This window comes from Rosettibacter firmus (assembly GCF_036860695.1).
In the GTDB taxonomy this organism is placed as follows: Bacteria; Bacteroidota; Ignavibacteria; order Ignavibacteriales; family Melioribacteraceae; genus Rosettibacter; species Rosettibacter firmus.
On record NZ_JAYKGJ010000003.1, the window covers coordinates 310,767 to 336,173 of the forward strand.

The 25,407-nt window shown below is 29.8% G+C and carries 19 protein-coding genes; 10 read left to right on the plus strand and 9 right to left on the minus strand.

Annotation, left to right across the window (positions count from 1 at the left end):
* Positions 1 to 2: 2 nt before the first annotated feature.
* Genes VJY38_RS11700 through VJY38_RS11720 form a run of 5 tightly spaced genes read right to left on the minus strand, consistent with a single transcriptional unit; the run spans position 3 to position 5,929 of the window.
* The gene (locus tag VJY38_RS11700) at positions 3 to 782 is read right to left on the minus strand and encodes a response regulator (protein WP_353680896.1); all 780 of its coding nucleotides are present in this window, start codon (positions 780 to 782) and stop codon (positions 3 to 5) included.
* A complete protein-coding gene (locus tag VJY38_RS11705; protein ID WP_353680897.1) occupies positions 779 to 2,662 on the minus strand; it encodes an ATP-binding protein in 1,884 nt (627 codons plus the stop codon). The genes VJY38_RS11700 and VJY38_RS11705 overlap by 4 nt, the downstream gene beginning before the upstream one ends.
* Positions 2,659 to 3,792, minus strand: a complete 1,134-nt coding sequence (locus VJY38_RS11710; protein ID WP_353680898.1) for a cytochrome c3 family protein — start codon at positions 3,790 to 3,792, stop codon at positions 2,659 to 2,661. Before VJY38_RS11710 ends, VJY38_RS11705 begins: the two co-directional genes overlap by 4 nt.
* Positions 3,792 to 5,027: an NrfD/PsrC family molybdoenzyme membrane anchor subunit gene (gene nrfD, locus VJY38_RS11715; RefSeq protein ID WP_353680899.1), complete on the minus strand. Its 1,236-nt coding sequence runs from the start codon at positions 5,025 to 5,027 to the stop codon at positions 3,792 to 3,794. The genes VJY38_RS11710 and nrfD overlap by 1 nt, the downstream gene beginning before the upstream one ends.
* Positions 5,027 to 5,929: a 4Fe-4S dicluster domain-containing protein gene (locus VJY38_RS11720; RefSeq protein WP_353680900.1), complete on the minus strand. Its 903-nt coding sequence runs from the start codon at positions 5,927 to 5,929 to the stop codon at positions 5,027 to 5,029. Before VJY38_RS11720 ends, nrfD begins: the two co-directional genes overlap by 1 nt.
* Before the next feature lie 285 nt (positions 5,930 to 6,214).
* Between VJY38_RS11720 and VJY38_RS11725 the strand changes: the two genes are divergently transcribed.
* Positions 6,215 to 8,287 carry a bifunctional 3-deoxy-7-phosphoheptulonate synthase/chorismate mutase gene (locus tag VJY38_RS11725; RefSeq protein WP_353680901.1) on the plus strand — a complete coding sequence of 691 codons (2,073 nt, stop codon included), beginning with the start codon at positions 6,215 to 6,217 and terminating at the stop codon, positions 8,285 to 8,287.
* A 43-nt stretch (positions 8,288 to 8,330) separates the two neighbouring features.
* Here the strand turns inward: VJY38_RS11725 and VJY38_RS11730 are convergent, their stop codons facing one another.
* Positions 8,331 to 8,867: a hypothetical protein gene (locus tag VJY38_RS11730; RefSeq protein ID WP_353680902.1), complete on the minus strand. Its 537-nt coding sequence runs from the start codon at positions 8,865 to 8,867 to the stop codon at positions 8,331 to 8,333.
* A gap of 268 nt (positions 8,868 to 9,135) precedes the next feature.
* Between VJY38_RS11730 and VJY38_RS11735 the strand changes: the two genes are divergently transcribed.
* Together VJY38_RS11735 and VJY38_RS11740 are read left to right on the plus strand one after the other, a co-directional pair.
* The gene (locus tag VJY38_RS11735) at positions 9,136 to 9,390 is read left to right on the plus strand and encodes a glutaredoxin family protein (protein WP_353680903.1); all 255 of its coding nucleotides are present in this window, start codon (positions 9,136 to 9,138) and stop codon (positions 9,388 to 9,390) included.
* 9 nt (positions 9,391 to 9,399) lie between these two features.
* On the plus strand, positions 9,400 to 9,672 hold the full coding sequence (locus VJY38_RS11740) for a co-chaperone GroES (protein WP_353680904.1): 273 nt from the start codon (positions 9,400 to 9,402) through the stop codon (positions 9,670 to 9,672).
* A 55-nt stretch (positions 9,673 to 9,727) separates the two neighbouring features.
* Here the strand turns inward: VJY38_RS11740 and VJY38_RS11745 are convergent, their stop codons facing one another.
* Both VJY38_RS11745 and VJY38_RS11750 read right to left on the minus strand, forming a co-directional pair.
* A complete protein-coding gene (locus tag VJY38_RS11745; RefSeq protein ID WP_353680905.1) occupies positions 9,728 to 10,066 on the minus strand; it encodes a cupin domain-containing protein in 339 nt (112 codons plus the stop codon).
* Complete coding sequence (locus VJY38_RS11750) at positions 10,063 to 11,223, minus strand: thiamine pyrophosphate-dependent enzyme (protein WP_353680906.1); 1,161 nt, start codon at positions 11,221 to 11,223, stop codon at positions 10,063 to 10,065. Before VJY38_RS11750 ends, VJY38_RS11745 begins: the two co-directional genes overlap by 4 nt.
* 192 nt (positions 11,224 to 11,415) lie before the next feature.
* Between VJY38_RS11750 and VJY38_RS11755 the strand changes: the two genes are divergently transcribed.
* From VJY38_RS11755 to VJY38_RS11785, 7 genes are all read left to right on the plus strand, one after another.
* Entirely contained in the window at positions 11,416 to 13,254 is a 1,839-nt protein-coding gene (locus VJY38_RS11755; RefSeq protein WP_353680907.1) for a peptidylprolyl isomerase, read from the plus strand.
* 4 nt (positions 13,255 to 13,258) lie between these two features.
* A complete protein-coding gene (locus VJY38_RS11760) occupies positions 13,259 to 14,572 on the plus strand; it encodes an extracellular solute-binding protein (protein ID WP_353680908.1) in 1,314 nt (437 codons plus the stop codon).
* A gap of 24 nt (positions 14,573 to 14,596) precedes the next feature.
* The gene (locus tag VJY38_RS11765) at positions 14,597 to 16,066 is read left to right on the plus strand and encodes an ATP-binding protein (protein WP_353680909.1); all 1,470 of its coding nucleotides are present in this window, start codon (positions 14,597 to 14,599) and stop codon (positions 16,064 to 16,066) included.
* A 12-nt stretch (positions 16,067 to 16,078) separates the two neighbouring features.
* The gene (locus tag VJY38_RS11770; RefSeq protein WP_353680910.1) at positions 16,079 to 17,539 is read left to right on the plus strand and encodes a sigma 54-interacting transcriptional regulator; all 1,461 of its coding nucleotides are present in this window, start codon (positions 16,079 to 16,081) and stop codon (positions 17,537 to 17,539) included.
* 182 nt (positions 17,540 to 17,721) lie between these two features.
* The gene (uvrA, locus tag VJY38_RS11775) at positions 17,722 to 20,514 is read left to right on the plus strand and encodes an excinuclease ABC subunit UvrA (RefSeq protein ID WP_353680911.1); all 2,793 of its coding nucleotides are present in this window, start codon (positions 17,722 to 17,724) and stop codon (positions 20,512 to 20,514) included.
* Between the two features lie 62 nt (positions 20,515 to 20,576).
* Positions 20,577 to 22,727 carry an alpha-glucuronidase family glycosyl hydrolase gene (locus VJY38_RS11780; protein ID WP_353680912.1) on the plus strand — a complete coding sequence of 717 codons (2,151 nt, stop codon included), beginning with the start codon at positions 20,577 to 20,579 and terminating at the stop codon, positions 22,725 to 22,727.
* A gap of 14 nt (positions 22,728 to 22,741) precedes the next feature.
* Entirely contained in the window at positions 22,742 to 23,203 is a 462-nt protein-coding gene (locus tag VJY38_RS11785) for an EVE domain-containing protein (protein WP_353680913.1), read from the plus strand.
* A 119-nt stretch (positions 23,204 to 23,322) separates the two neighbouring features.
* Here the strand turns inward: VJY38_RS11785 and VJY38_RS11790 are convergent, their stop codons facing one another.
* Entirely contained in the window at positions 23,323 to 25,407 is a 2,085-nt protein-coding gene (locus tag VJY38_RS11790; protein WP_353680914.1) for an ATP-binding protein, read from the minus strand.

The window sequence follows — 25,407 nt, forward strand, 5'->3', positions numbered from 1 at the left end:
AATTATCTATCTGAACAACACGGTATTAATAATTTTTTTTCATATTCAAAGTTGTTTGGAATTATTCTATAAATCCAACCTTCGAAATAAGGATCTTTTTCAATAATCGAAATATTAGTTAATAACTTTTCATTTCTATCAATAATCCTGCCACTTAAAGCAGAGTATAGATTGTGGATATCTCCTTCTTCATCTTCAAATTTTGCAAGTAATCCAGCCTGATTAATTTTTTCATCCAAATCTAACAATTCTATTCTTTTTAGATTATCAATAGTTTTCAGATATAAATTTGTTGCTCCAAGTAATACTGTCCCATTAAAATCTTCTAAAGCCCAGCATGAGTAACCAAACCTAAAATATTTTGATGGACAGGATACATACACCACAGTACTACTTTTGTTATTTAATAATTCATAATAATGAAGTCCACGTTTTATAGTACTTGACATTTCATCAAATGTAAATGGTTTGGGAATAAAATCAATAGCTCCTTTATAAAGAGATTGTACAGCATTTTCTAATGTTGAATATCCAGTAGTCATGATAACTGGAATATTTACCTTCAAATTTTGTAGCTCTTCTAAAAATTGAAATCCATTCATAACAGGCAACATTATATCGCAAATAATTAATCTGTAATTATTTTCTTTAACTTTTTCGATGGCAATCAAAGCATCGTTTGACGAATCAATTTTATAATTATTAATTCTGCCAACTTTAATCACAGAATCAATAACAACCTGTTCATCATCGATTACTAATATGTCAAATTTGTTTTTCATTCTACTGGAAGTTTAATTGAAAATGTTGTTCCTTTTCCAACTTCACTTTGAACTGTTATAGTACCATTATGATTATCAATAATTCCCCACACAACAGATAAGCCCAAGCCAGTTCCTTTCTGTCCTTTAGTTGTAAAAAATGGTTCAAATATTTTATGAATATATTCTTGAGGAATTCCACAACCTGAATCTGTAAATTGAATTTCAACAAATTTTTTATCACCTTCTTCATCAACTTCTTTCCATCTTTGCCAATCATCTTTAAAAGAGGCACAACCTTCAAGATAACCTTGAGTTGGAATCTCTATTTTATAAACTGCTCCACCACAAACAGGACATTTTTCATTTTTGTCGATTAGAGACAAATCACATACTGGGCATGAAAGTTTTATAGCTTCATTTTTTTCTACAGGAATTCCAAAATAATGTTTAGCTCTGCCATAAATTGGATCTAAGAACAAGAAGCCTTCGTTGCCATCGGTTTTCATTTTTATTTTGATAGACGGTAAACCACCTATTTTATGATCATTATCAATCAGGTTATGATTCTTTGGACATAAAGCTGCTTTAATATGAACAATTCCTTTTGGTGGCAATGTGGTTTGAGATGTTTTAATCGTAATTGTTCCCCCATCCGTACCAATTGCATCAATAGCATTTAGAAATAAATTAAGAATAACTTGCTGTATCTGATTTGCATCTGCAGTAATTTTTGGTAATGTTTCATCAAATTCTTTTATCAATTTAATTTTATTAATACTCAGTTGATTACTGACAACCGTGTGAGCACGATTGATTACTTCATTCACATCAATTAAATTTTTCTTTGGTGTTGATTGTCTTGCAAAATCCAATAAACTTTTGACAATCTCTCTGCTTCTTAATGTTTCTCTTACAATTACATTAAGGTCTTCCTGCAATTCAGGATTATCTTTTGTTCTTTTCAATAAATAACTGCTATAAGTTAATACTCCAGTCAATGGATTATTAATTTCGTGAGCCACACCAGCTGCAAGTTTGCCAAGTAACGCCATTTTATCTGATTGAAGTAATTGCTGTTGAGTTTCGTGTAATTTTTTTGTCATATTATTAAAAGATTTTGCCAGGTAACCCAGTTCATCATTTCCTAAATCTTTTATTTCATAATTTAGATTTCCTGCAGCTATTTGATTTGTAGCTTTAACCAATTCTTTAACTGGTTTATCAACCCATCTTTTTACAAATAATCCAATAATAATTCCAATTGATGCTATTGATATAATAGCAAACAAAAATTCTTCAATTTCATTTTTTCGAATTTGTTTATCAACTTCTGCAAGTGAAATTGTTACATCCAGAACACCAAGAACCGAAGCATTTTCTGGATGAGCATGACAATCTGCTTCGTAGCAAGATTTTTCATTATAGATGGGATTAATAATTCCCATTACTCGAGGTAAATTCTCCTGAGGCTTAAAAATGCGTGTTCTATCTTTAGTTGATAATTTTTCCAGAGGTTTATTTTCTGTATGACAGGCATAACAACTTTCAGCTTTTTTATCAAGCATCTTTCCAACATCAGCTGGATTTGTCGAATAAATTATTTCACCTTCTTTATTATAAATTCTGATGTTATCAATTGCAGGATCTTTTCCTATTGTTTTAATAATCTCATCCACATATTCTCTTTGATTCAGTAGCATTCCATAACGAGTACTATTTTTCACAGTTTCACTCAACTGATTTGCGTGTCTTTCAACTTCTGCAAGTAATGCATCACTCTGTGATTTTATTTTAAAATAAGAATACACACCAATAATTATAACAACAGTTAGACTTACAACCAGTATAAGTTTAAGTCCAATTTTCTTAAAAAATCCTATTTCATTAAATCCATTCATAATTTTTTAGTTAACTTTCCTGGTTTATCTTTAGGATAAAATTTATCATCATGACAATCTGAACAATCAGGTTTTGAATATGTAGATTCTTTATGACAATTACTGCATTCAAGTTCTCTATGTGTTTCATCAAGAATTAAGCCTGTAATGTTATGTTTAAAATTCTCATTACTCCATTGTCCATGACATGAACTACAATCACTTTTCAATCCAGTAAATTTATTTTTTGTTGTGTGACATCTATTGCAAGCTAATTTAGAATGATATTTTGAAATATCAAAACCTGTTCTTTTGAAATGATTAAATGGCATTTTCTCTTTTTCTGAATGGCAGGAAGTGCAACTATATTTTGCATCTGTATTATGGCAGTTAGAGCATTTTTTATGAATTTCTTTCAAAGACTTTTTAACTGTCGAAACAGTTTTATTTTTATTATGACATTTCACACAATTATCATTTTTATGGCAATCTCCACATTCATATTTAAATAAGTCTACATGGTCACTATGATAAAAAGTAACAATTTTCCCCGATGTACTTGATGTGGTATAGACAATTTTTGCAGGTGTTTTAATTTCTGGATGAATTCTTTTAGCTGCTAATTTTTTTGAATCGCTCGCAGTTGAAATTTCTTTTTTCTCATTGGATTGATGACAGAAAAGACAATCTAAACTTCCACTCCATGCTCTATGACAATTCATGCATTGTCGATGATATGCCCCTTTCAAATCAGGTTTACTTACATCTTCTCTTTTTCTTTGAGTTTCATGGCATTCGGAACAACCAATAACATTACCAGGAGGATTATAATGATGACAGGTTCTGCAACCACCTGAAATTTCAGCCATTTCTGCATGTGCCAGATGAGAAAACTTTACAGGTTTATAAATATCTGTTTCTTTAATTTTATTTATTATTAATACTTTTGGTCCTTCCTCTGGTTTTTGATCAATCCTTACCATACTTTCTCTTGGACAGGCTTTAAGACATGGATTTTCTTTTGTAGGAATTTCGCATGAATGACATGTAGAACAATTCAATACCTGAGATGAATGACTTTTACTAATTTTTGTTTGTGCATTAATTAAAAAAGATATAGCAAGAAAGAAAAACAAAATTTTATTTTTCATTATGCACCTCTTACAGTAAATTTTGTTTGAGGTGTAACATATTGCGGTACACTAACAATTGGAAAGATCATAACAAAAGCTCTAAACAATAAAACCTCTAATGCAATAAAACCTAATGTAACACCAATTTCTCCAATTGATGGGAAGTAAGGTGTAAATTTATAAGGTGGATTATAGGCTACTATGAAATTGTTAATTCTATTAAGAAGAACGCCAAAAATTACTAATGCAGAACCAATAAATAATCCAAAAGGAGTTTTTGTTAACTTGGGCGATAGAAAAATTCTTAATGGAACAACTATTCCAATCACAACTTCAATTGCAAAGAGAATACTTGTAGTATTTATTTCATTTAAATAAATAAATGTCTTTCGAATCACCATATCACCAATTTTGAAAGAAAGATAAATTCCAAGCATTGGTGCAACCATACTACCAAGATTTGACAGGAGATTCATTTCTGGTTTTAATCCAAAAGATCTCGAAGTAATAAGTGATTCGAATATTACCATTGGAAAACCGACAGAAATAGCAGAAAGTAGAAAAAGTAAAGGTAAAATTGGAGTTTGCCATAATGGATGCATTTTAGGTCCTGCTATTACCATCAACGTTCCTAAAGAGGATTGGTGAAGACATGAAAGTACAACGCCAGCAATAATAAAAATGAACATTACTTTATTTAGAGTCCTGTCGAGCAATCTTAAAAGTTTATCAACTGGATTATTCAAAACTTTTAAGAAGCCAGGGAAATTTACTCTTCCAATAAATCTTTCCGTAACAATAGGTAAGAATTCAATGTAAAGAACAAATAAATAGATCATAACACACATACCAACTTCGAACAAAACAGAATTTCCATTCCACATTATTAATGGATGCCAGATGTAATAATATCTACCTAAATCGAGAGCAACACTTAAAGCAACAAATGTATAACCGAGCATTGCTGTTAATAAAGCTGGACGTACCAATATATGATATTCTTCTTTACGCATAATATGACCAAGAGCTGCAGTTGTAAAGCCCCCGGCTGCCAGTGCTACTCCTGCAGCAACATCAATCCCAATCCAGATTCCCCATGGATATTGATTACTCAAATTTGTAACAGCTCCCAGTCCAAAAAGTAATCTTAGAATAACAAAGACAATTCCAATAAATGCAAATATTGATAATACAATTACACCTGGTGTAAAAAATTTTTTTGATATTGGAGTAGGCTTCATTAAATTTTCCATTATTCAGTCTCCGAAGTTTTCTTTCTATTTTTATTAATCCACATTACTCCACCAAGTAAAGCATAGAGTGCAATTGGAGGTACGAAATAAGCAAATATTCCATGTTGAATTGCTTCTGTAACTCCAGGTGCAGGATTTCTACCAAGTTTTGGAAATTGAAGCTCTGTAAAATCCCGGCTTGCTAAATATAGCCAGCTGGTACCTCCAACTTCATATTCACCATAAACATGATTAACATATCTTTCTGGATAAAGCCTGATTTTTTCATGAGCAATTTTAACAAGCTCTTCTCGTTTTCCATAAGTTAATGCTTCCATTGGACATATTTCTACACAGGCAGGTAGTTTTCCTTCTTTTGTGCGATTAAAACAGAAATCACATTTTCTAATTTCAGGATGAAATGCTTTTCCAAATTCAAATGCTGGAATTTGAAATGGACAGGCTACCATACAATATCTGCAACCAATACACTTATTGGTATCCCATATAACCGAGCCATTTTCTTCTTTAGAAAATGCACCAACAATACAAGCAGAAACACATGCTGGATGATCACAATGCATACATTGAACTTTTACATCAACTGGAAATTCATCTGAACTTTTAGGTGGATATTCATTTACAACGGTCAAAGCTTTATCATCTGGTCTTCTCATTTGCTTAAATACTGTTCTATCATCGTATGCTTCAATTGGGGGAGTTGGAAGATTATGTGCAACTTTGCATGCCCATTCACATTTTCTACAACCAATACATACTGTAGTATCAACTAAAACTCCCATGCGATTTTCATCAAGAATATTTTTAGGTGCTGCTTTTAAGTTCTTTGAACTTATTCCTGTAATACCAGCTCCAATTAGAGCTGTAGTTTTTAGGAATTGACGGCGGGACTGATTTGCCATAAGTTAGCCTCCGAAATCGATATGCTTATTTAGGATTAAAAGACATATTGCTAATTGGAGTTAATTGTCCAATTCAAAATTAATGTATTAATTATCAGATGTCAATTCAATAATTACATTCTAATTTCTGATTTTAAATTAGTAATCATATTAAGTTCATCAGATATTTAATTATTCGAAGCATATTTTCAGGTATTAATTTTAAGATATAAGATTAGTAGACTTTTTTTATGCGAATAATTTTTTTAGATTCGCAAAAATGTTAAATAAAATAGATAATAAAAGATGGGAAAAGATAAATTGAATGAACTTAAAAAGTTAAGAGAGAAAATCAATCAAATCGATGAAAAAATTATTGAGCTCCTTTCTGAAAGAAGAAAATTGAGTCGTGAAGTTGCTCTTGCAAAAGAAACCAATAAATCTCCCATCAGAGACCAGAAAAGAGAAGAAGAAGTTTTAAGAAGATTAATAAAATTAGGTAAAAAATTTGGACTCGATTCAAATTTTCTATCAAGAGTATTTTATGAAATAATTGAAGATTCTGTAAGACTACAACAAAATTTTATTCAATCTGTTCTAAATCAAAAAGGCGAAAAGAAAAAAATTGTAACAATTGCTATTCAGGGAATTGAAGGTTCTTACAGTTATTTAGCTTCGCAAAAGTTTTTTGCTCATTCTGGCTATAAATTAAATTTTCTTTTTAAAAGAAGATTTGATGAAGTTGTAGAAGCTGTCGAAAAAGGGGAAGCAGATTTTGCAGTTCTCCCTATTGAAAATACAACATCAGGTGGGATCAATGAAGTTTATGATTTATTACTTCATACGACACTTTCAATTATTGGAGAAGAAAAATTTCAGGTAAGACATTGTCTTGTAGCACTTGATGAAATTCCATTCCAGAAAATAAAAAAAGTTTATGCACACTATCAGGCTGCAGCTCAATGTAGCAAATTTCTTGAATCACTTCCGCAAGCATCAATTGAATACTTTGATGATACAGCAATGTCTGTTCAAAAAATAAAAGAAGAAGGAAATATTTCACACACAGCAATAGCAAGTGAAGAAGCTGCAAAACTTTTTAAAGTCAAAATCTTAAAGAAAGATATTGCCAATCAACCAGAAAATTTTACCAGATTTTTAATTGCATCAAGAAAATCACAAACTATTGATGAAAGAATTCCATGCAAAACATCTATTGTAATGGCAACATCTCATACTCCTGGTTCTCTCGTAGAAGCATTAAATGTTTTTAGAAAATACAATGTTAATCTTACTAAACTGGAATCAAGACCAATAATTGGTAATCCATGGGAAGAAATGTTTTATCTTGATTTTGAAGGAAATATTGCTAACGAAACAATTCAAAAAGTACTCGATGAGCTTGGACAATATACTCGTTTTATGAAGGTGCTCGGTAGCTATCCATCACAAGAACTTGAAAGAACCAAACTTCAGTTTTCAAAAATTCTTGGTGAAGAAGAAAAACCAACTCAAACAAAGAAAGATGAAAATAAATTATCTCAGCCAGAAACTTCGAAAGCTCCTGCTATTATCAAATCAAAATCAAAAAGCTATAGACTTGCAAGTAGAGAATACAAAAGTGAAGACACAATTATTAAAGTGAAAAATGTATACATCGGTGGAGATAACTTTGTAGTTATAGCTGGACCATGTTCAGTTGAAAATGAAGAAATGATAATGAAATGTGCTCTCGAAGTAAAAGAAAATGGAGCTCATATATTACGAGGAGGATGTTTTAAACCAAGAACTTCTCCTTATAGCTTTCAAGGTTTAGGTTACGAAGGATTAAAATTTTTAGCAGAAGCTGGAAAGTATTACGATCTTCCAATTATAACAGAAGTTATGGATACAGATCAGGTAGAAGAAGTAGCAAAAAGTTCTGATATACTTCAAATTGGTGCACGCAACATGCAAAACTTTGCTCTCTTAAAAGAAGTTGGAAAAACACATCGTCCAGTCATGTTAAAACGAGGTTTAAGTGCATCTATAGATGAATGGCTAAATGCTGCTGAATATATTTTATCGCAGGGCAATCGTCAGGTAATTTTATGTGAAAGAGGAATTAGAACATTTGAAACTGCAACAAGAAATACACTAGATTTAAGTGCAATACCTGTTCTCAAAGAATTAACTCATCTTCCAGTAATTGTAGATCCATCACATGCAATTGGAGAAAGAAATAAGGTGATTCCACTTGCAAAGGCAGCAAAGGTTGTTGGAGCTCATGGAATAATGGTAGAATTTCATCCAGATCCACCTAATGCATTAAGCGATCCAGAGCAGGCTTTGTATTTCAATCAATTCGAAGAATTAATGAAAGAGTTGTATAAATTGTAAAATTGATAAATAAACGCAAAATTTTATTTACCAATGTAAATTTCTAAAGTATTAGTTTAGTACTCAAATAAAATAAATAATAACTTGCATTTGTTTTGTTTAAGCCATAACCATAATCTAATCCTATACTCAACTTTAAGTTCGACTTTTTCATTTTAGCTAAATCCAATCCAGTTGCTAAATTAAAAGCAATTCCATATTGCCAGTTATTTGTATCACTTAAAGTTCTATCGTTCAAATAAATTATTCCAATCCCTTCTTCTACAAAAAAATATTCAGGTATTTCCTGCTGCAATATTGATTTCAAATAAAATAATTTTATAAATGGATAATATCTTCCCATTCGTTCTTCTGGAATAAAATATTCTATCTTTCTAAAGTAAGAGTATCCAGTTCTGAAAGAAACATTTTCTGTAAACCAGAGATTAAAATCAAAATATACCGAGACACCAAAACTTGTTACTGATGACGAATTCCCTTTAATTTCTCCAATACCAGTATTAATCCCGACTCCCATATTACTCAACTGAGCAAAATTACTTATCGATGTAAACAAGAGATAGAATAAAATTCTTTTCATATGCTAATCTCGATTTATTTAAGTACATTAAATACTGTTTTACAAAATGATATTCATATTAAAAAAATTTTCATGTCTGCAATATTCTGTTGTCTCAAATCGATTTTTCAAAATTAGATGGATTGAATATCTATAACAAAATTTAATTTTTCACAATTCTATTTAATAAAACAAGCAATCTTTCACTAACCATTTTTCAAATTCATTAAACAATTTTTTGAATCTCTTATTTAACTTTTTCATCTAATCAATCAAAAAAAGGTTAAATATGGCATTAAATCCACAACCAAAAGTTATAATTTTTTCAACGCCAACATGTAGCTTTTGTAATGCTGCTAAAAGATATTTTAGAGAAAAAAATATCAAGTTTACAGATGTCGATGTTTCAAGAGATGAAGCTGCTGCTCGAGATATGGTGCGTAGAACTGGTCAAACAGGCGTGCCTGTAATTTTAATTAATAATCGTCCAATAATTGGTTTTGACAAAGCAAAGATTAATCAAATTTTAAACATAAAAGATTAGGAGACAACCATGAAAATTAAACCACTTGACGACAGAGTACTTGTAGAACCAATTGAAGAAGAATCTAAAACTTCATCTGGAATAATCATTCCAGATACAGCAAAAGAAAAACCAAGAGTGGGAAAAGTAATTGCTGTTGGTACTGATGAAGATCTTCGTGAAAAAATTAAAGAAGGAGATAGAATTTTATTTGCTAAATACGGTGGTGAAGAAGTAAGCTCGAATGGTAAAGAATTAAAAATTGTTCAACGTTCAGATATTCTTGCAGTAATAGAAGATTAATCGATTGGTGCCCCCTTAGTAAAGCGGTATGAATTTTATAATTCGTGCCGCTTTTTTAATAAAATATTGTAAGCCAGAAAGTCTTTTGAAATGAATCTGTTTTTTCAACTCGATGTTTAACATGAGCAGGTATAATTATATAATCACCTTCTTTCATTTTAATTAAATTATTATCTTCAAAAAGAATTTCTGCACTTCCTTTTAGTAACAGAACAAACTCATTCTTATCCTGATCATACCAGAATCCTTCTGGAGATGAATGACATTCTGAAATAATCCTTTCTACACGAAAATGTTCAGTAACAAGAATATTTTGAAAAAACTCATCTATAAGTTTTTCTTCGTTTGAAGAGACAATCCCTTTTAAATCATAAATATTTTTTAGTTCTATCATTCTGGAAAATCAACTATAATAATTTTCATTTCATTAGAATTTGCTGCTTCATTAAGTACTGTATCTATTTCAAAAAGATCGGCTGGATTAGAAATATTAAGCAAATATTTTTCATAACCAGCAATTAAATGTCTAAGCAATTTTTTGTGAATTGGTTGTCCACCAGTAGCTGCAGATTTCTTATTATAAAATATCACTATTTTTAATGGAATATTTCGATTAATTGCTTCAATTAAACCCAGATGACCAGCAGCAATAAAACTAAAGTCGCCAGTAATAGCCCAGACATTTCTTTTCCCTGCAAGATAAGCACCAATTGCAAGGGGTATACTACCCCCCATGTAAGTAACTATATCTATACAATTATAAGGTGGAAATGCAAATGAACTTGACGATCCTGTATCGCCTGTAACAATATCACGTTTAATATTTTTAAATACCTGAAAGAATGGTATGTATCCAACCGTACCTTTTTTAACATTTTCGGTTAGACTATCTGGTATAGTAGGAAGAACTGGACGAATAACAGTTTCCAAATTACCTTCTAATTTTTTTGCAACAAATAGTTTATACTGATAATCAGAAATTAATGGTGAAACAACATGTGCATATACATTCCTTTCATAATTAAAATTTTTTCTGAGATTTTGTTTTGGTTGAAACTCTGTTTCTAATTTAAAACTCATTGCATCTACAATTACAGCCAGAGGTATTTTTCTTTTTTCTGATTCTAAAAATGCATTTATTATATCTTCATAAATATTATCATTTTCTGCAACTATAAAAGGCATGCTCATTCCTTCAAGTACAGGCATTATCTCGAGTATATTATCTGAGTGTTTTCCTGTTTTATCATCAAAAATTATTGTTACAAATCCAGCTGTTAGTTCTGTGTAAAGTGAATCCATCACACTATTTGCAGCTTTCAGTATACCATGTGTTTTCATTAATGATGCAGCTCTCTTTCCTGCGATACTTGCTCCATGAGCAATAGTAAATGCAACTTCTTCATGAAAAGAAATGCTCAAGTTTTTCATTGTTAATTCATTATAACATTGAAAAGTCTCAGCTGCCCCAAAACCTGGAACATATGTAATGATTTCTACTCCTAAATCATTTAAAGCATGAGCTATTGCATAAGGTATTGATGTTTTCATTTTCCATTAAATCCTTTATTCTTATTCAAAAATAATTATAAAATATATTTAAAGTTGTGTTTTATGTTGCCATTTAAAAACATACTCAAAATTCCAAAATTAATGTGTTTTCCGTTATGACTTTTATTTTATATAAGCTTTAGATATTATTGTAAGCACCTAAAAACAAAATTGTTCTTTTTTGAGTCTTCTATGAAAATAATTTCAAATAGATTAAAATTTTCATGTTTCATTTTCTTTCTTTTATTAATTCACTCAATATCATTTTGTCAAAAAGTAAATATTGAAAATGAAATAATAGCCAGAGTTCAAAACACTCCCATTACTAAAAAAGAATTTATTGAACGTTTTGAATTTTCCCCCCATGCTCAAACAGAAACTGCTTTCGACACATCAACAATGAAAAAAGAATTTCTATATACATTGATTGCAGAAAAATTACTTGCACAAAATGCTTTGAAAGAAAAACTTGATAAGACAGAAGAATTCGAATATTTAATGCAATATCTTCAAAATATTTATCTTCGTGATGCATTGTATAAAAAAGAAATAAAAGATAAAGTTGTAATAACCGATTCTTCTTTTTCAGTTGGCAAAAACAAAATGCTCAAAACTCTTAAAATAAAATTTATCTTTTCAGTTGATGAAAATGAAATTAAAGATATTTACTCATCACTACAGAAAGGGGCACAGTTCGATTCAATTTTATCATTACGTCCTGAAAATTTAGAGCAGTTAAATTATGCAGAAGTTTCTTTTGGAAATTTAGCACCAGAAATTGAAGAACAAATATTTGATTTACTACCAGGTGAATTCACAAAACCAGTAAAGCTAAAAGAAGGCTGGTATATTTGTAAAGTTTATGATGTAACATTAAAAAGCGAACTTACTTCTAAGGATATCTCTAAAATAAAAAAGATAATAGAAGAAAGAGCTGAAAATAAACTTTATGAAGAATTTTATAATAAGTTTTTCAAAGGTGTAGTTGTAAATGTAGATAGACAATTATTCGATAAATTAATTAAACATATATTAGAATTTATAAATAACAATCAAAAATATTTTTCAGAACAGAAGAATAACAAATTGCGATTTGCCGAAGTTGAATTTAATCAAATCCAGAAATTCTTTTCAGAAGAAGAATTAAATCTTCCATTTATAAAATTTGATATCTCACCCGTAACATTAAAAACTTTTCTTAAATATTCAGGTTATACAGGAATCGAATTCGATTCACCTGAAAAATCTAAAATTCAAAAAAGATTGAATGCCTACATAAGCAACTTTATTAGAAATGAACTTTACTCACGTGAAGCAAAAAAAAGAGGTTATGATAAGTTGCCCGAAGTTTCAGAAGAACTTCAAATGTGGAGAGATTATTATCTTTCTCGTGCAATGATGAAAAGTATTTTTAAAAATCAGAATGTAAGTGATAAAGAAGCAGAAGAATTTTATTTAAAAATGAATAGAACTATCAATTACCCGGATAGTGTTAACATTGCCGAAATTACTTCAATAAGTCTCGATACAATTGAAAATATTTTTGATGAATTAAAAACTGGTTCTACATTTGAAGAACTTCAGAAGAAATACAGAAGTGAAAAATTTACAGGATTAAAACCAATTAATGAATTAGGAGAAATAGGAAAAATTGCTGCTGATATGAAAATTGGTGACATTTATGGACCAATAAAAACTCAAGAAGGATATTCAATCATAAAAATACTTGATAAAAAAGAAGGGCAGAGAAAAAGAATTGAAAATTTTGAAGAAGCTAAAGATGATATTAAAAACATAATTCAAACAAAAAAAATGTATCAGGAACTTGATAAAGTTACTGCTAAACTTGCTATAGAAAATGGAGTTGAAATAAATGAAAGTGCATTGAAATCAATTAAAGTGTCAAATATAAATATGTTAGTTTTTAGAAGATTTGGTTTTGGTGGTCAATTAATTGCTGTTCCCTATGCTCCTATTTACTCAAGCTGGTTTAAAGTTTATCAACAATTAAGAAAAGAACTAACTTTTTAATTAAATGAATAATTTAAAACCAAACATAAAAACTTTCTACTTTTCAGTTACAGCCATAACAATTCTTGTACTCTCAGTTTTTATTTTTATGTATTTATTCGGAAATTTAGTTGACACTAAAACTCAAACACCTAAAAAAATTTATTTTGCAGATAATATTTCCAATAGCCACAAATATGCTATCGAAAAATTCAATGAATTACACAAAGGTAAAATTGAAGTAGTACCAATTGATTTATCATTCGAAAAGTTTCAAACAAATGAACGAAAAGAATTATTGATGAGATATTTACGCAGTAGAAGTGACAGATTGGATATTTTTTCAGTCGATCAAATATGGACACCCCGATTTGCAAAATTTGTAGAACCACTCAGCAATTACATTTCGACAAATGAACGGGATAATATAATCCCCTATGCACTCGAATCCTGTTTCTACAAAGGTCAACTTGTTGCTCTACCCTTATATATTGATATAAGTATTATGTATTATCGAAAAGATTTACTGGAGAAACTTCATAATTACAAAGAAATAAAAAAACAAATTGATAGTTCAATTACTTGGGAAAATTTTATTAAGTTAGGCTTGCAAATGAAAAACACCGAAATGCCATTTTATTTATTTCAAGCAGAAGCTTTTGAAGGATTGATGTGTAGTTTTGTAGAACTAATCGAATCACAAAATTCAAAAATACTTGAAGGTGAACCATTAAAACTCAATACACCAGAAGCAAACAAAGCTTTACAATTACTCGTTGATCTTGTTAACAAATATAAATTATCTCCCCAAGATATTACTAATTACAAAGAATATGATACTTACTATTATTTCATTGATAGTGGAGCTATCTTTTTAAGGGGCTGGCCTGGTTTTCATAAATGGTATGAATTAAAATATAACGACAAAAGTTTCCCTCAAAAAGTTGGAATCGCACCACTACCTCACTTTTCATATGGTTCAAGAAAAAGTATTGTAGGTGGTTGGAATTTGATGATTTCAAAATATTCAACTAAAAAGAACGAAGCAGTTGAATTTATTAAATTTCTCATTCAAGAAGATATTCAAAAAAAATTTTATGAATTAGGTGGTTATCTTCCAATCAATAAAAAAATCTATGAAGATAAAAATTACTTAAGTCGTAACCGTGAATTGAATTTCTATAAATCTATATTTAAAACTTATGCAAGAAGACCATTTCTGGAAAAATACACTCGTTATTCTGATATAATTTCTTATTATCTTAATCGTGCAATAAAAAATGAAATTTCAGTAAAGGATGCATTAAGTTTAGCCGAAAAGAATATTAATACAGAATAAAAGATTTTGATAATGAGAGAAAACATGGGAAATTTTTTAGATAATCTTAAGAAATATCACTTTGAATTTAAGCACCTTACAGTATTGTTCGTTGGACTGATTATCTTTCAATTAATTCTCTCTTTTGTACATAAAGCTTCGTTGCGTAATTTTGTTGACAATGCACAGGAATGGTATCAAAAAAATTCTGCAGAAAGACTTGCAAACTTAACCACAACAACTCTTGAATTATTTTATGAAACTGTTAAAATGAGAAAAACTATCGACCAGAATGAAAAACGAAGAATAATTCAATTCTTCGATATAATTCTAAATCAACAAATACTACAACAAAATATAGAAGAAATCTGTTTACTTGTGGGTGTAGGGGGAAAAATTAAAGCTATCGATAATGGTAACGAACTATATTCAGTAATGTTTGAACATCAATATGATAATAATAATTCTAATACTCACAAATATGCAATTCAACTTTATAAAAAAGTAAAAAACGAATTAATAGGGACAGAACAAATTGTAAATGTTTTGAATAATAATACATATCATATTTTTGTACCCTTTGTTCCTAATGGTGAATATGCAGGTGCACTTTATATTCGTAATACTCCCGATTTTTCATTTATTCAACGTGAAATGGTTTCGAGTTATGAAGAAACATCCATAATTTATTCAGCACTATTTTTACTTGGACTTTTAGCAATGTACTATATTTCAACTTATACAGTTAAAGAACGAGATGAAGCTCAAAAGCTATTAATGGAAGAACACGAAAGAAATATCAAACAACAAATTGAACACGAAAAAGAATCTATGTTTACAAAAAGGATTTATCATACACATCACAAAGCAGAAAAAGTAATGGGATTCATCAAGGAAGATTTAAGAACACTTTCGACAGAAAATATAGATGAAATAAAATATCGTGCTACAAAGTATTCAAATTTTATATCTCGTGTTATTTATGATATGAAATGGTATGAACCACCAATTCAAACAATTAGAAATCCTTCGTTTTCAACTGATTTAAACGAAGTAATTAAATTTATGGTAGAAAATATTTTCAATAGAACATCACGAAAATCAAAATCTTTTGAAATAAAATTAAATCTTGATGAAAGAGTTCCAAAGGTTAATATAAATGAGTTTGTAGTATGGGAAATTCTTGAACCTTTAATTCAAAATAGTATCGATCATGGTGGAGATTCTGGTTTATTAATAACAATTTCAACAAAGTATAATCCAGAAACTCGCATTTCAAATATTATAATTGAAGATAATGGAAAAGGTATTAAACCCGAACTATTAGAAAAAAATGAAAAAGGCATTAAAAAAATTTTTCTTGAAAATGTATCAACTAAAAATATATCTCATGCTAATAGTGGTTATGGTTGTTATATTGCTTATGAAATCTCCACACAAAGATGTGGCTGGGAAATTGATGCGGAAAATTTACCTGAACATGGTTGTAGATTTACAATAACTATCAAAAATTAAAATGGTATTAAAATGAACAAGCAAGAAATAATAAAAATATTACTAATTGAAGATGAAGATTTTGATGTAAGACGTGTTGAAAACACAATTAAACCTTTTTCGGATAGAATTAAAATTTGTGAAGTTGTATCCGATGGGAAATCAGCACTGGAAATTTTAGAATCAAATAAGAATAATTATGATGTTGTAATTATGGATTATCAGATTGCTGGTGGATTGCATGGAGAATATCTCATCAAAAAAATTAAAGATATCGATCAAACTTTGCAGATAATTGTTATCACTAAAATGACTATTAATATAACAGATTACGAATTTGCTCGAAGTTTAATAGAAGCAGGTGCTTTCTGGTATTGTACAAAATATCCTGGAGATATAGAAGAACATATTTATCAACCCACAGATTTTTTAATGTCAATCTTTAATGCATATGAAAAGAAAAAGTTACTCAAAGAAAAACTAAAATCCACACAAAAATTAAGAAAGAATGTCGACGACATATTAACTTCCAAACAAATTATTGGTGTATCCCAAACAGTTCAAAATCTAAAAGAACAAATAAAAAAATATTCGAATAGTAATGTGCCCATTCTAATTACTGGATTATCTGGAACAGGAAAAGAACTTGTTGCTTACAATATTCATTACAATAGTCCAAGAAAATATGAAAACTTTGTTCCAATAAATTGTGGTGGAATACCAGATCAATTAATTGAAAGTGAATTATTTGGTTACGAAAAAGGGGCTTTCACAGGTGCAGATAAAAGTAAACCAGGTCTCTTCGAAATTGCAAATAATGGAACAATATTTTTAGATGAAATTTCAGAGCTTCCTCTTTCCTCTCAAGTAAAATTACTTCGTGTTCTTCAAGATGGAGAAGTTGAAAAACTCGGTAGAACCGATAAAATCAAAGTTGATGTAAGAATTATTTCTGCTACAAATAAAAATCTTGAAGAAGAAGTTAGAGAAAAAAGATTTAGAGAAGATTTATATTATCGTCTTAATGTTATTAACATATATATTCCACCACTGAAAGAAAGAAGAGAAGATATTATTTATCTGATTGATTATTACATGAATCAATTTGCATTAGAAATAGGAAGAGAAGTTCCAGTAATTTCTCAGGATGCAATGAAATTACTGGTTGATTATGATTGGCCTGGAAATGTGCGTGAACTAAAAAATCTTGTTCAACGACTTTTATTTTTTGACGATAAAATAATTAATCCAAAACTTGTTGAAACTGCACTTGGCAAAAAAATATACGAATTAGATAACTACTTTGGAAATGAAGGAGTAAGTTTTAAATCCCCCAATGGTCCTCTCCCCTTAAAACAAATGGAAAGAATATTTCGTGAAAAATATTTTAAATATGTCCGCAGCAAAGTCAATTCAGATCAAGAAGCAGCAACTATACTTGGTTTAGCACCACCCAATTATCACAGAATGTGTAAAGAACTTGGATTGAAATAAATTTTCATATTCCTGTAAATTTTAATCCCAGTAATGGTAAGCTATTATTTGAACTTTTTTCTAAAAAATTAATTTATACAGATCAATAATCTTTCCATCAGCAATTTTCATAACTCACAGATAAAATTATTTCCAAAAAGTTTTAGTAATTTATAGGTTACGATTTTATAATTTCATTTAAAATGAAAGCAGAAAAAGAAGAACATAAAATAATTATTAAAGGGGCTCGTCAGCATAATCTTAAAAATATATCTCTTGAAATTCCCAAAAATAAACTGGTTGTATTTACTGGAGTAAGTGGAAGTGGTAAATCCTCTCTTGTATTCGATACAATTTATGCTGAAGGTCAACGTAGATATGTTGAAAGCTTATCGGCATATGCAAGACAATTTCTTGAAAGAATGAACAAGCCAGATGTCGATTTTATTTATGGAATTTCACCCGCAGTTGCAATTGAACAAAAAACTGGGGCACGCAATCCACGTTCAACTGTAGCAACAAGCACAGAAATTTATGACTATTTAAGATTATTATTTTCAAGGATTGGTAAAACAATATGCTTTAATTGTGGTAACGAAGTTAAACGAGATAATGTAGGAACAGTAACTCAATGGCTCGAAAATCAAAACGAAGAAAATAAATTTTATATTGGATTTCCAATTCACTATCACGAAGGAAGGACTTTAGAAGAAGAAATTGACTTACTCAAAAAGAAAGGTTACTTCAGAATTTTTTATAAAGATGAATTAATTGATATAAACTCGCAATCAATAGAAGAGATATCTGCCAAAATAAATAACAATTCCAGAAAAGAGATTATTATTGTTCTCGATCGTTTCAAAATTAAAAAAGGAAAAGTACGAGAAACACTTGCAGAATCTATCGAAATAAGTTTCAAAGAAGGAGAAGGAAGATTAGCAATTATAAATGCAGATACAAACGAAATAAAACACTTTACCAGATTTTATGAGTGTTGCGGAATAAAATACGAAGAACCAGAACCAAGATTCTTTTCTTTCAATAATCCATTTGGAGCCTGTCCTGTTTGTCAGGGCTTTGGAAAATCAATGGATTATGATATGAATCTTATTGTTCCCGATCCAAATTTAAGTATTAGTGAAGGTGCAATTGCACCATGGCGTAGTGTTAAATATAGTTCATATTTACGCGATCTAATTCGCAATAACAATGGTAGAATACCACTTAATGTTCCTTTCAAAAATTTAAATCAAGAACAGATTAATTTATTAAAAGAAGGTTTTGGTAGTTTTGTTGGAATAAATGGATTCTTCAAGCATCTCGAAGAAAAAACTTATAAGATGCACATAAGAGTTTTGCTGAGTAAATACAGAGCTTATACAACATGTTCTGCCTGTCGTGGTTCCAGATTAAGAAGAGAAGCTTTACAAGTTAAAATTTCTGGCAAATCAATTTTCGATATTGTTCAAATGTCAATTGAACAGGCTCTCCAGTTTTTTAAGCAATTAGAATTAACAGAATACGAAAAAGCAATAGCAAAAAGAATTCACGATGAAATTGTAAAAAGGTTAACTTTTTTAAATGATGTTGGACTTGGATATCTAACACTTGATAGATTAAGCAGTACACTTTCTGGAGGCGAAACTCAGCGAATAAATTTAGCTACATCATTAGGCTCTGCATTAATGGGAACTCTTTATGTTCTCGATGAACCATCAATTGGACTCCATCCTCGAGATAATTCTCGATTAATAAAAATTTTGAAATCACTTAGAGATTTAGGAAATACAGTTCTTGTAGTTGAACATGATCCCGAAATGATGCGAGCTGCAGATTTAATTTTTGATATGGGTCCTCGTGCTGGAATTCATGGTGGAGAAATAATTGCACACGGCACTTATGATGAGATAATAAAAAATGAAAAATCACTTACAGGAAAATATTTATCAAACAAATTAAAAATTCCAGTTCCACAAACAAGAAATACAAAAAAGACAGAATCAATAAAAATTATTGGGGCAAGAGAAAATAATCTTAAAAATATTACTGTTGAAATTCCACTTAGAAAATTTGTTGTTGTTACTGGAGTAAGTGGTTCAGGCAAAAGTACTCTTGTTCACGACGTGCTTTATGGAGGCTTAGTAAAATATTTAGGTGGGAATCCTCCCAAATTAGGCAAATTCGATTCTATTGAAGGTACAAAATACATTGATGATGTTGTAATAGTTGATCAATCACCAATTGGAAAATCACCTCGTTCTAATCCAATCAGTTATGTTAAAGGTTTTGAACTAATAAGAGAACTTTTTGCTTCCACTCCTCAAGCAAGAGCAAGAGGATACAAACCCGGGTTTTTTTCTTTCAATGTTCCAGGCGGAAGATGCGAAACATGTGAGGGAGAAGGCTTTGTAAAAATTGAAATGCAATTTCTTGCAGATCTTTATCTTGAATGCGACGATTGTAAAGGAACTCGCTTTAAAAAAGAAGTAAGAGAAATTACTTATAAAGGGAAAAATATTGTTGATGTTTTAGAAATGACAGTTGATGAAGCACTTGAATTTTTTGTAAATCAAGATAAAATTGTATCTGTGTTGAAAGTATTATCAGATGTTGGATTGGGTTATATAAAACTTGGACAACCTTCAACTACCTTATCGGGTGGAGAAGCTCAAAGAGTTAAATTAGCTTATTATCTTACTCAACAACGTAAAAATCAACATATTCTCTTTATCTTTGATGAGCCTACAACTGGATTGCATTTTGATGATATAAATAAATTATTAAAATGTTTTCATGTATTAATTGCAAACAAAAATTCTGTTTTAATAATTGAGCATAATCTGGATGTAATTAAATGTGCTGATTATATAATTGATCTGGGACCTGAAGCCGGCGATAAAGGAGGCGAAATTGTAGCAACTGGCACTCCAGAAGAAATTGCAAAAAATCCTAAATCGTACACCGGACAATTTTTAAAAAAGATTTTAGAGAATTAAACTTATTTTACTTTCTTTTTCCAGTTTAACTTTTCATATTTACTAAAAAATAAATTTATGTTATGAAAAAAGTATACTTATTTTTCTTTCTAACACTTTTTATCAATACTAATATTTTTTCTGATGATGGTTACCGTTTATGGTTGAAATACGATAAAATAAAAGATAAAAAAATTTTAGACTCCTACACGTCTCAAATAAAAGGCTGGATAGTTGAAGGTAATTCTCCTACCATTCTTGTTGCTAAAGAAGAACTTCAAAAAGGTCTGAACGGTTTACTTGGTAAAAAAATCAAAGAATTAAGTCAGATTAAAAACAATATAATTATTGCTGGAGTTTATTCTCAATCACATTATTTGAAAAATATTAATCTATCTGAATCTCTCGTTGAAATTTCTAATGAAGGCTTTGTGATAAAATCAATAAAAATTGATAGTAAAAATGTTATTATTATTACTGGTAAAAGTGATACAGGAATTTTATATGGCATATTTCATTTTCTTAGATTATTACAAACAAATAGTAATATAAAAAACATTAACATTGTATCTTCTCCAAAGATAAAACTTCGTTTATTAAACCACTGGGACAATCTCAATAGAACTGTAGAAAGAGGTTATGCTGGTTTTTCAATATGGGACTGGCATAAACTACCTGATTATATCTCGCCTCAATACAAAGATTATGCTCGTGCAAATGCATCAATTGGAATTAATGGCACTGTTTTAACAAATGTAAATGCAAATGCATGGGTTCTAACACATCAATATTTAATTAAAGTAGCTGCTCTCGCAAATGTATTTCGTCCTTATGGAATAAAAGTTTATTTAACCGCTCGATTTAGTGCTCCAATTGAAATTGGGAATTTAAAAACAGCTGACCCATTAAACGAAGAAGTAAAGCAGTGGTGGAAAAATAAAGTTGATGAGATTTATAAATTAATTCCCGATTTCGGTGGTTTTCTTGTAAAAGCAAATTCAGAAGGACAACCTGGACCTCAAAATTATGGCAGAACACATGTTGATGGAGCTAATATGCTCGCCGAAGCTCTTGAACCTTATGGTGGAGTGGTAATGTGGCGTGCTTTTGTTTATGATAGTAATATTAAAGAAGATCGAGCCAAGCAATCATACAATGAATTCAAACCACTTGATGGTAAATTTAGAAAAAATGTATTAATACAGGTAAAAAATGGTCCAATCGATTTTCAACCACGTGAACCATTTCATCCACTTTTTGGTGCAATGCCAGATACTCCATTAATGATGGAATTTCAAATTACTCAAGAATATCTTGGTCAGGGAACTCATCTTGTTTATCTCGCTCCACTTTTCAAAGAATGTCTTGATTCCGATACTTATTCGAAAGGACCTGGTTCTACTGTTGCAAAAATTATTGATGGTAGTTTAGAAAATCATTCAATCTCTGGAATTGCTGGAGTATCAAACATTGGAACCGATAGAAACTGGACAGGACATTTATTCGGTCAGGCAAACTGGTATGCATTTGGAAGATTAGCATGGGACCACAATTTATCTTCTGATGAAATTGCAGAAGAATGGATTCGAATGACAATTTCAAACGATAATGAAATTGTTTCAAAAATAAAATCAATTATGCTTAAATCACGAGAAGATTGTGTAAACTATATGACACCACTTGGTCTTCATCATATTATGGGATGGAATCATCACTATGGTCCAGCTCCCTGGATTAAAGATAAACATAGAGATGATTGGACTTCCGTTTATTATCATCGAGCAGATACAAACGGAATTGGTTTCGATAGAACAGCAACAGGAAGTAATGCTGTATCACAATATTTTCCTGAAGTTGCAGAAATATTCTCATCTGTTGAAAAATGTCCTGAAGAATATCTTTTATGGTTTCATCATCTACCATGGGATTACAAAATGAAATCTGGAAAAACATTATGGGAAGAAATTTGTTATCATTATTATAATGGAGTTGAAGGTGTAAAAGAGACAATTAAAATCTGGGATTCTCTAAAAAATAAAATTGATAATGAACAATATAACCATGTAAAGATGTTATTAAATATTCAATTAAAAGAAGCTATATGGTGGCGTGATGCATGTGTATTATATTTTCAAACATTTTCAAAAAGACCAATTCCAGATGAACTTGAGAAACCAGAAAAAAGTTTAGATTACTACATGAACTTAAATTTCCCTTATGCACCTGGAATTTAATTTGGAGAGTAAAAATGAAATACTGGCTAATGAAATCTGAACCTTCAGTTTTTTCAATAGATGATTTAGCAAAATCAAAAAATCAAACTACTTACTGGGATGGTGTTCGTAATTATCAAGCAAGAAATTACATGCGAGATGAAATGAAAGCAGGTGATAAAGTAATTTTTTATCACAGTAATTGCGAACAACCTTCTGCAGTTGGAATTTGTGAAGTTGTAAAAGAAGCATATCCAGATTTTACAGCTTTTGATCCTGAAAGTAAATATTACGATCCCAAAAGTAAAAAAGAAAATCCAACCTGGTTCATGGTGGATATAAAATTGATTAAAAAATTTAAAAATCCTGTACCGCTAACAGAAATTAAGAAAAACTCAAAATTAAAAAACATTAAACTTGTGCAGCGTGGGAATAGATTATCTGTTATGCCACTAAAAAAAGAAGAGTTTAACGAAATAGTAAGAATGGGAGAATAAAACTGGAGTACAATCTATCATAGTAAATTAAATAAATAATGTTGTTATTAATTTATAAATTCGCTTTTTGAATCTGTATTAAATACTAATCTTGTAATCAAAGTAGACAAAAAAATTTATTATACAGGTATTTTAACAATAAAGTTAGTACCCTTATTTATTTCACTTTCTACTTCAATTGTTCCATTTAATAAATCAACATATTTTTTCACAATTGTGAGTCCCAATCCTGTCCCCTGATATTCTCTTGTATAACCTTCGCTAACCTGCCTAAACTCATCAAATATGATTGAGAGTTTTTCTTTAGGTATTCCAATTCCAGTATCTTTAACTTTTAAGATCAAGCATTCATCTTTTATTTCGGCAATTATTTCAACAAAGCCTTCTTTAGTAAATTTAATTGCATTGTTAACAAGATTATACAATATACCCACTAATATTCTTTCATCTGTGTTTATAACTTCATTGTCAACATTAAAAGATTTTATAAGCTTTAAATTCTTCGTCTCAGCAGAAGGTAAGAAATTCCCATAAACTTCTTCCAGAATATCTCTAATGTTTATTGGAACAATATTAACTTCTGTTTGATCAAACTCAAGTTTTGTAATTGTTAAAATATTTGTAAGAGTTTCCAGCATTCGTTTTGAACTACGCAATATACCATCAGCCATTTCTTTAATACTTGTATCAGAAGTTGTTTCTTTTATTAAATCTGCATAACCCATTAAGCCCATAAATGGTGTGCGTAATTCATGGCTCATATAAGCAAAAAATTGTGATTTCAATTTATTAACTTCTTCTGCTTTTTCTTTAGCCTCTATCAATTCTTTAATCATGGTTTTCTTTTCGGTTATGTCTTCCAATAAACCTATTAAATTTGTAACCATATTATCGTTCACTATGGGAGCTATTATTAAAGAGCACCAGAATAAACTTCCATCTTTTCTTTTATTCAATATTTCCCCTTTCCATATTTCCCCTCTCAAAATAGTATCCCACATATTTTTATAAAACTCGTTATCATGAAATCCAGATTTCAAAATATTTGGCTTTCTGTTAATTGCATCTTCATAAGTATAGCCAGTCATATTAGTAAATTGGGGATTAACAAATTCTATTTTACCTGATACATCTGTAATAATTATACTAATTGGATTTTGTTTAACTGCATTCGATAATTTCAGAAGTTCTTTTTCTACCATTTTTCGCTTATTAATTTCGTCTATTATTAATTGTTTTTGTTTAATAAACTCAATTAATGCTTTTGACAATAATCTAAATTCTGTAGAATATTTTGATGCTGCACTTAATTTTTCTACATCATCGTTTAGAATACTTTTTGTAATCTCCCGTAAAGGTTTTAAAACCCATATAATTAAAAAAGAAGTAACAACAAAAATAATTATTATGCCGATAACACTAACATATTTAAATTGATTGATATATGATTGCCTTGTTAATTTTATTCCTTTATTAACATAGTACATATAAAGGTAAGAAATCACAACATTATTATAATCTCTTAAAGGAACATAACTCCTGATAATTTCTGGAATTGTTGATTTAATTCTTTTTAGCTTATTATATTCATCAACCGAAATAATATTAACACTCGAAGCTGTAACCGAATTTATTCTATCTATGAATTCATTTCCAAGTTCTCTTGCAGCTAAGAAATAACCATTTGGTTTACCCTTTCTTTCCAGATCATCACTATGCTGTATTGGTGCTCCGCTTATTTCATAAACTTTATTTCCAATACTTTGAAAAAAATGTGGAAATTTATTATTCGTGAAAATTTTAATAACAGTATCTTTTGGCAAAAAGAATTTAAAATTTCTCTGATTAGTTTCAACATCATAAGAATAGAATTGATTGAATTTATCATCAAACACCCAGGCAAGTTTAGCATGAAATTGTGGAAGTACAGCATCTATGTTAACTTCTGCCCAAACTCTATCGTGTGTTTTAACAAAATCCACCATTTCATCCCAGTATGTATAATCATAAACAAAAGACAACAATGTTTGACTCATCATCGAAAAGCTATTGTTTAAGATAATGTATGACCTTTTGGTTTCTTCGGATGATAATCTATCTAAGTGTAATTTATACCTCGAGTTCACAAAATATAAAACCAGTACATATATTATTACTAATAATGAAACGAGAAGTATAATTTTGGTAAGAAGTCTTTTTAACAT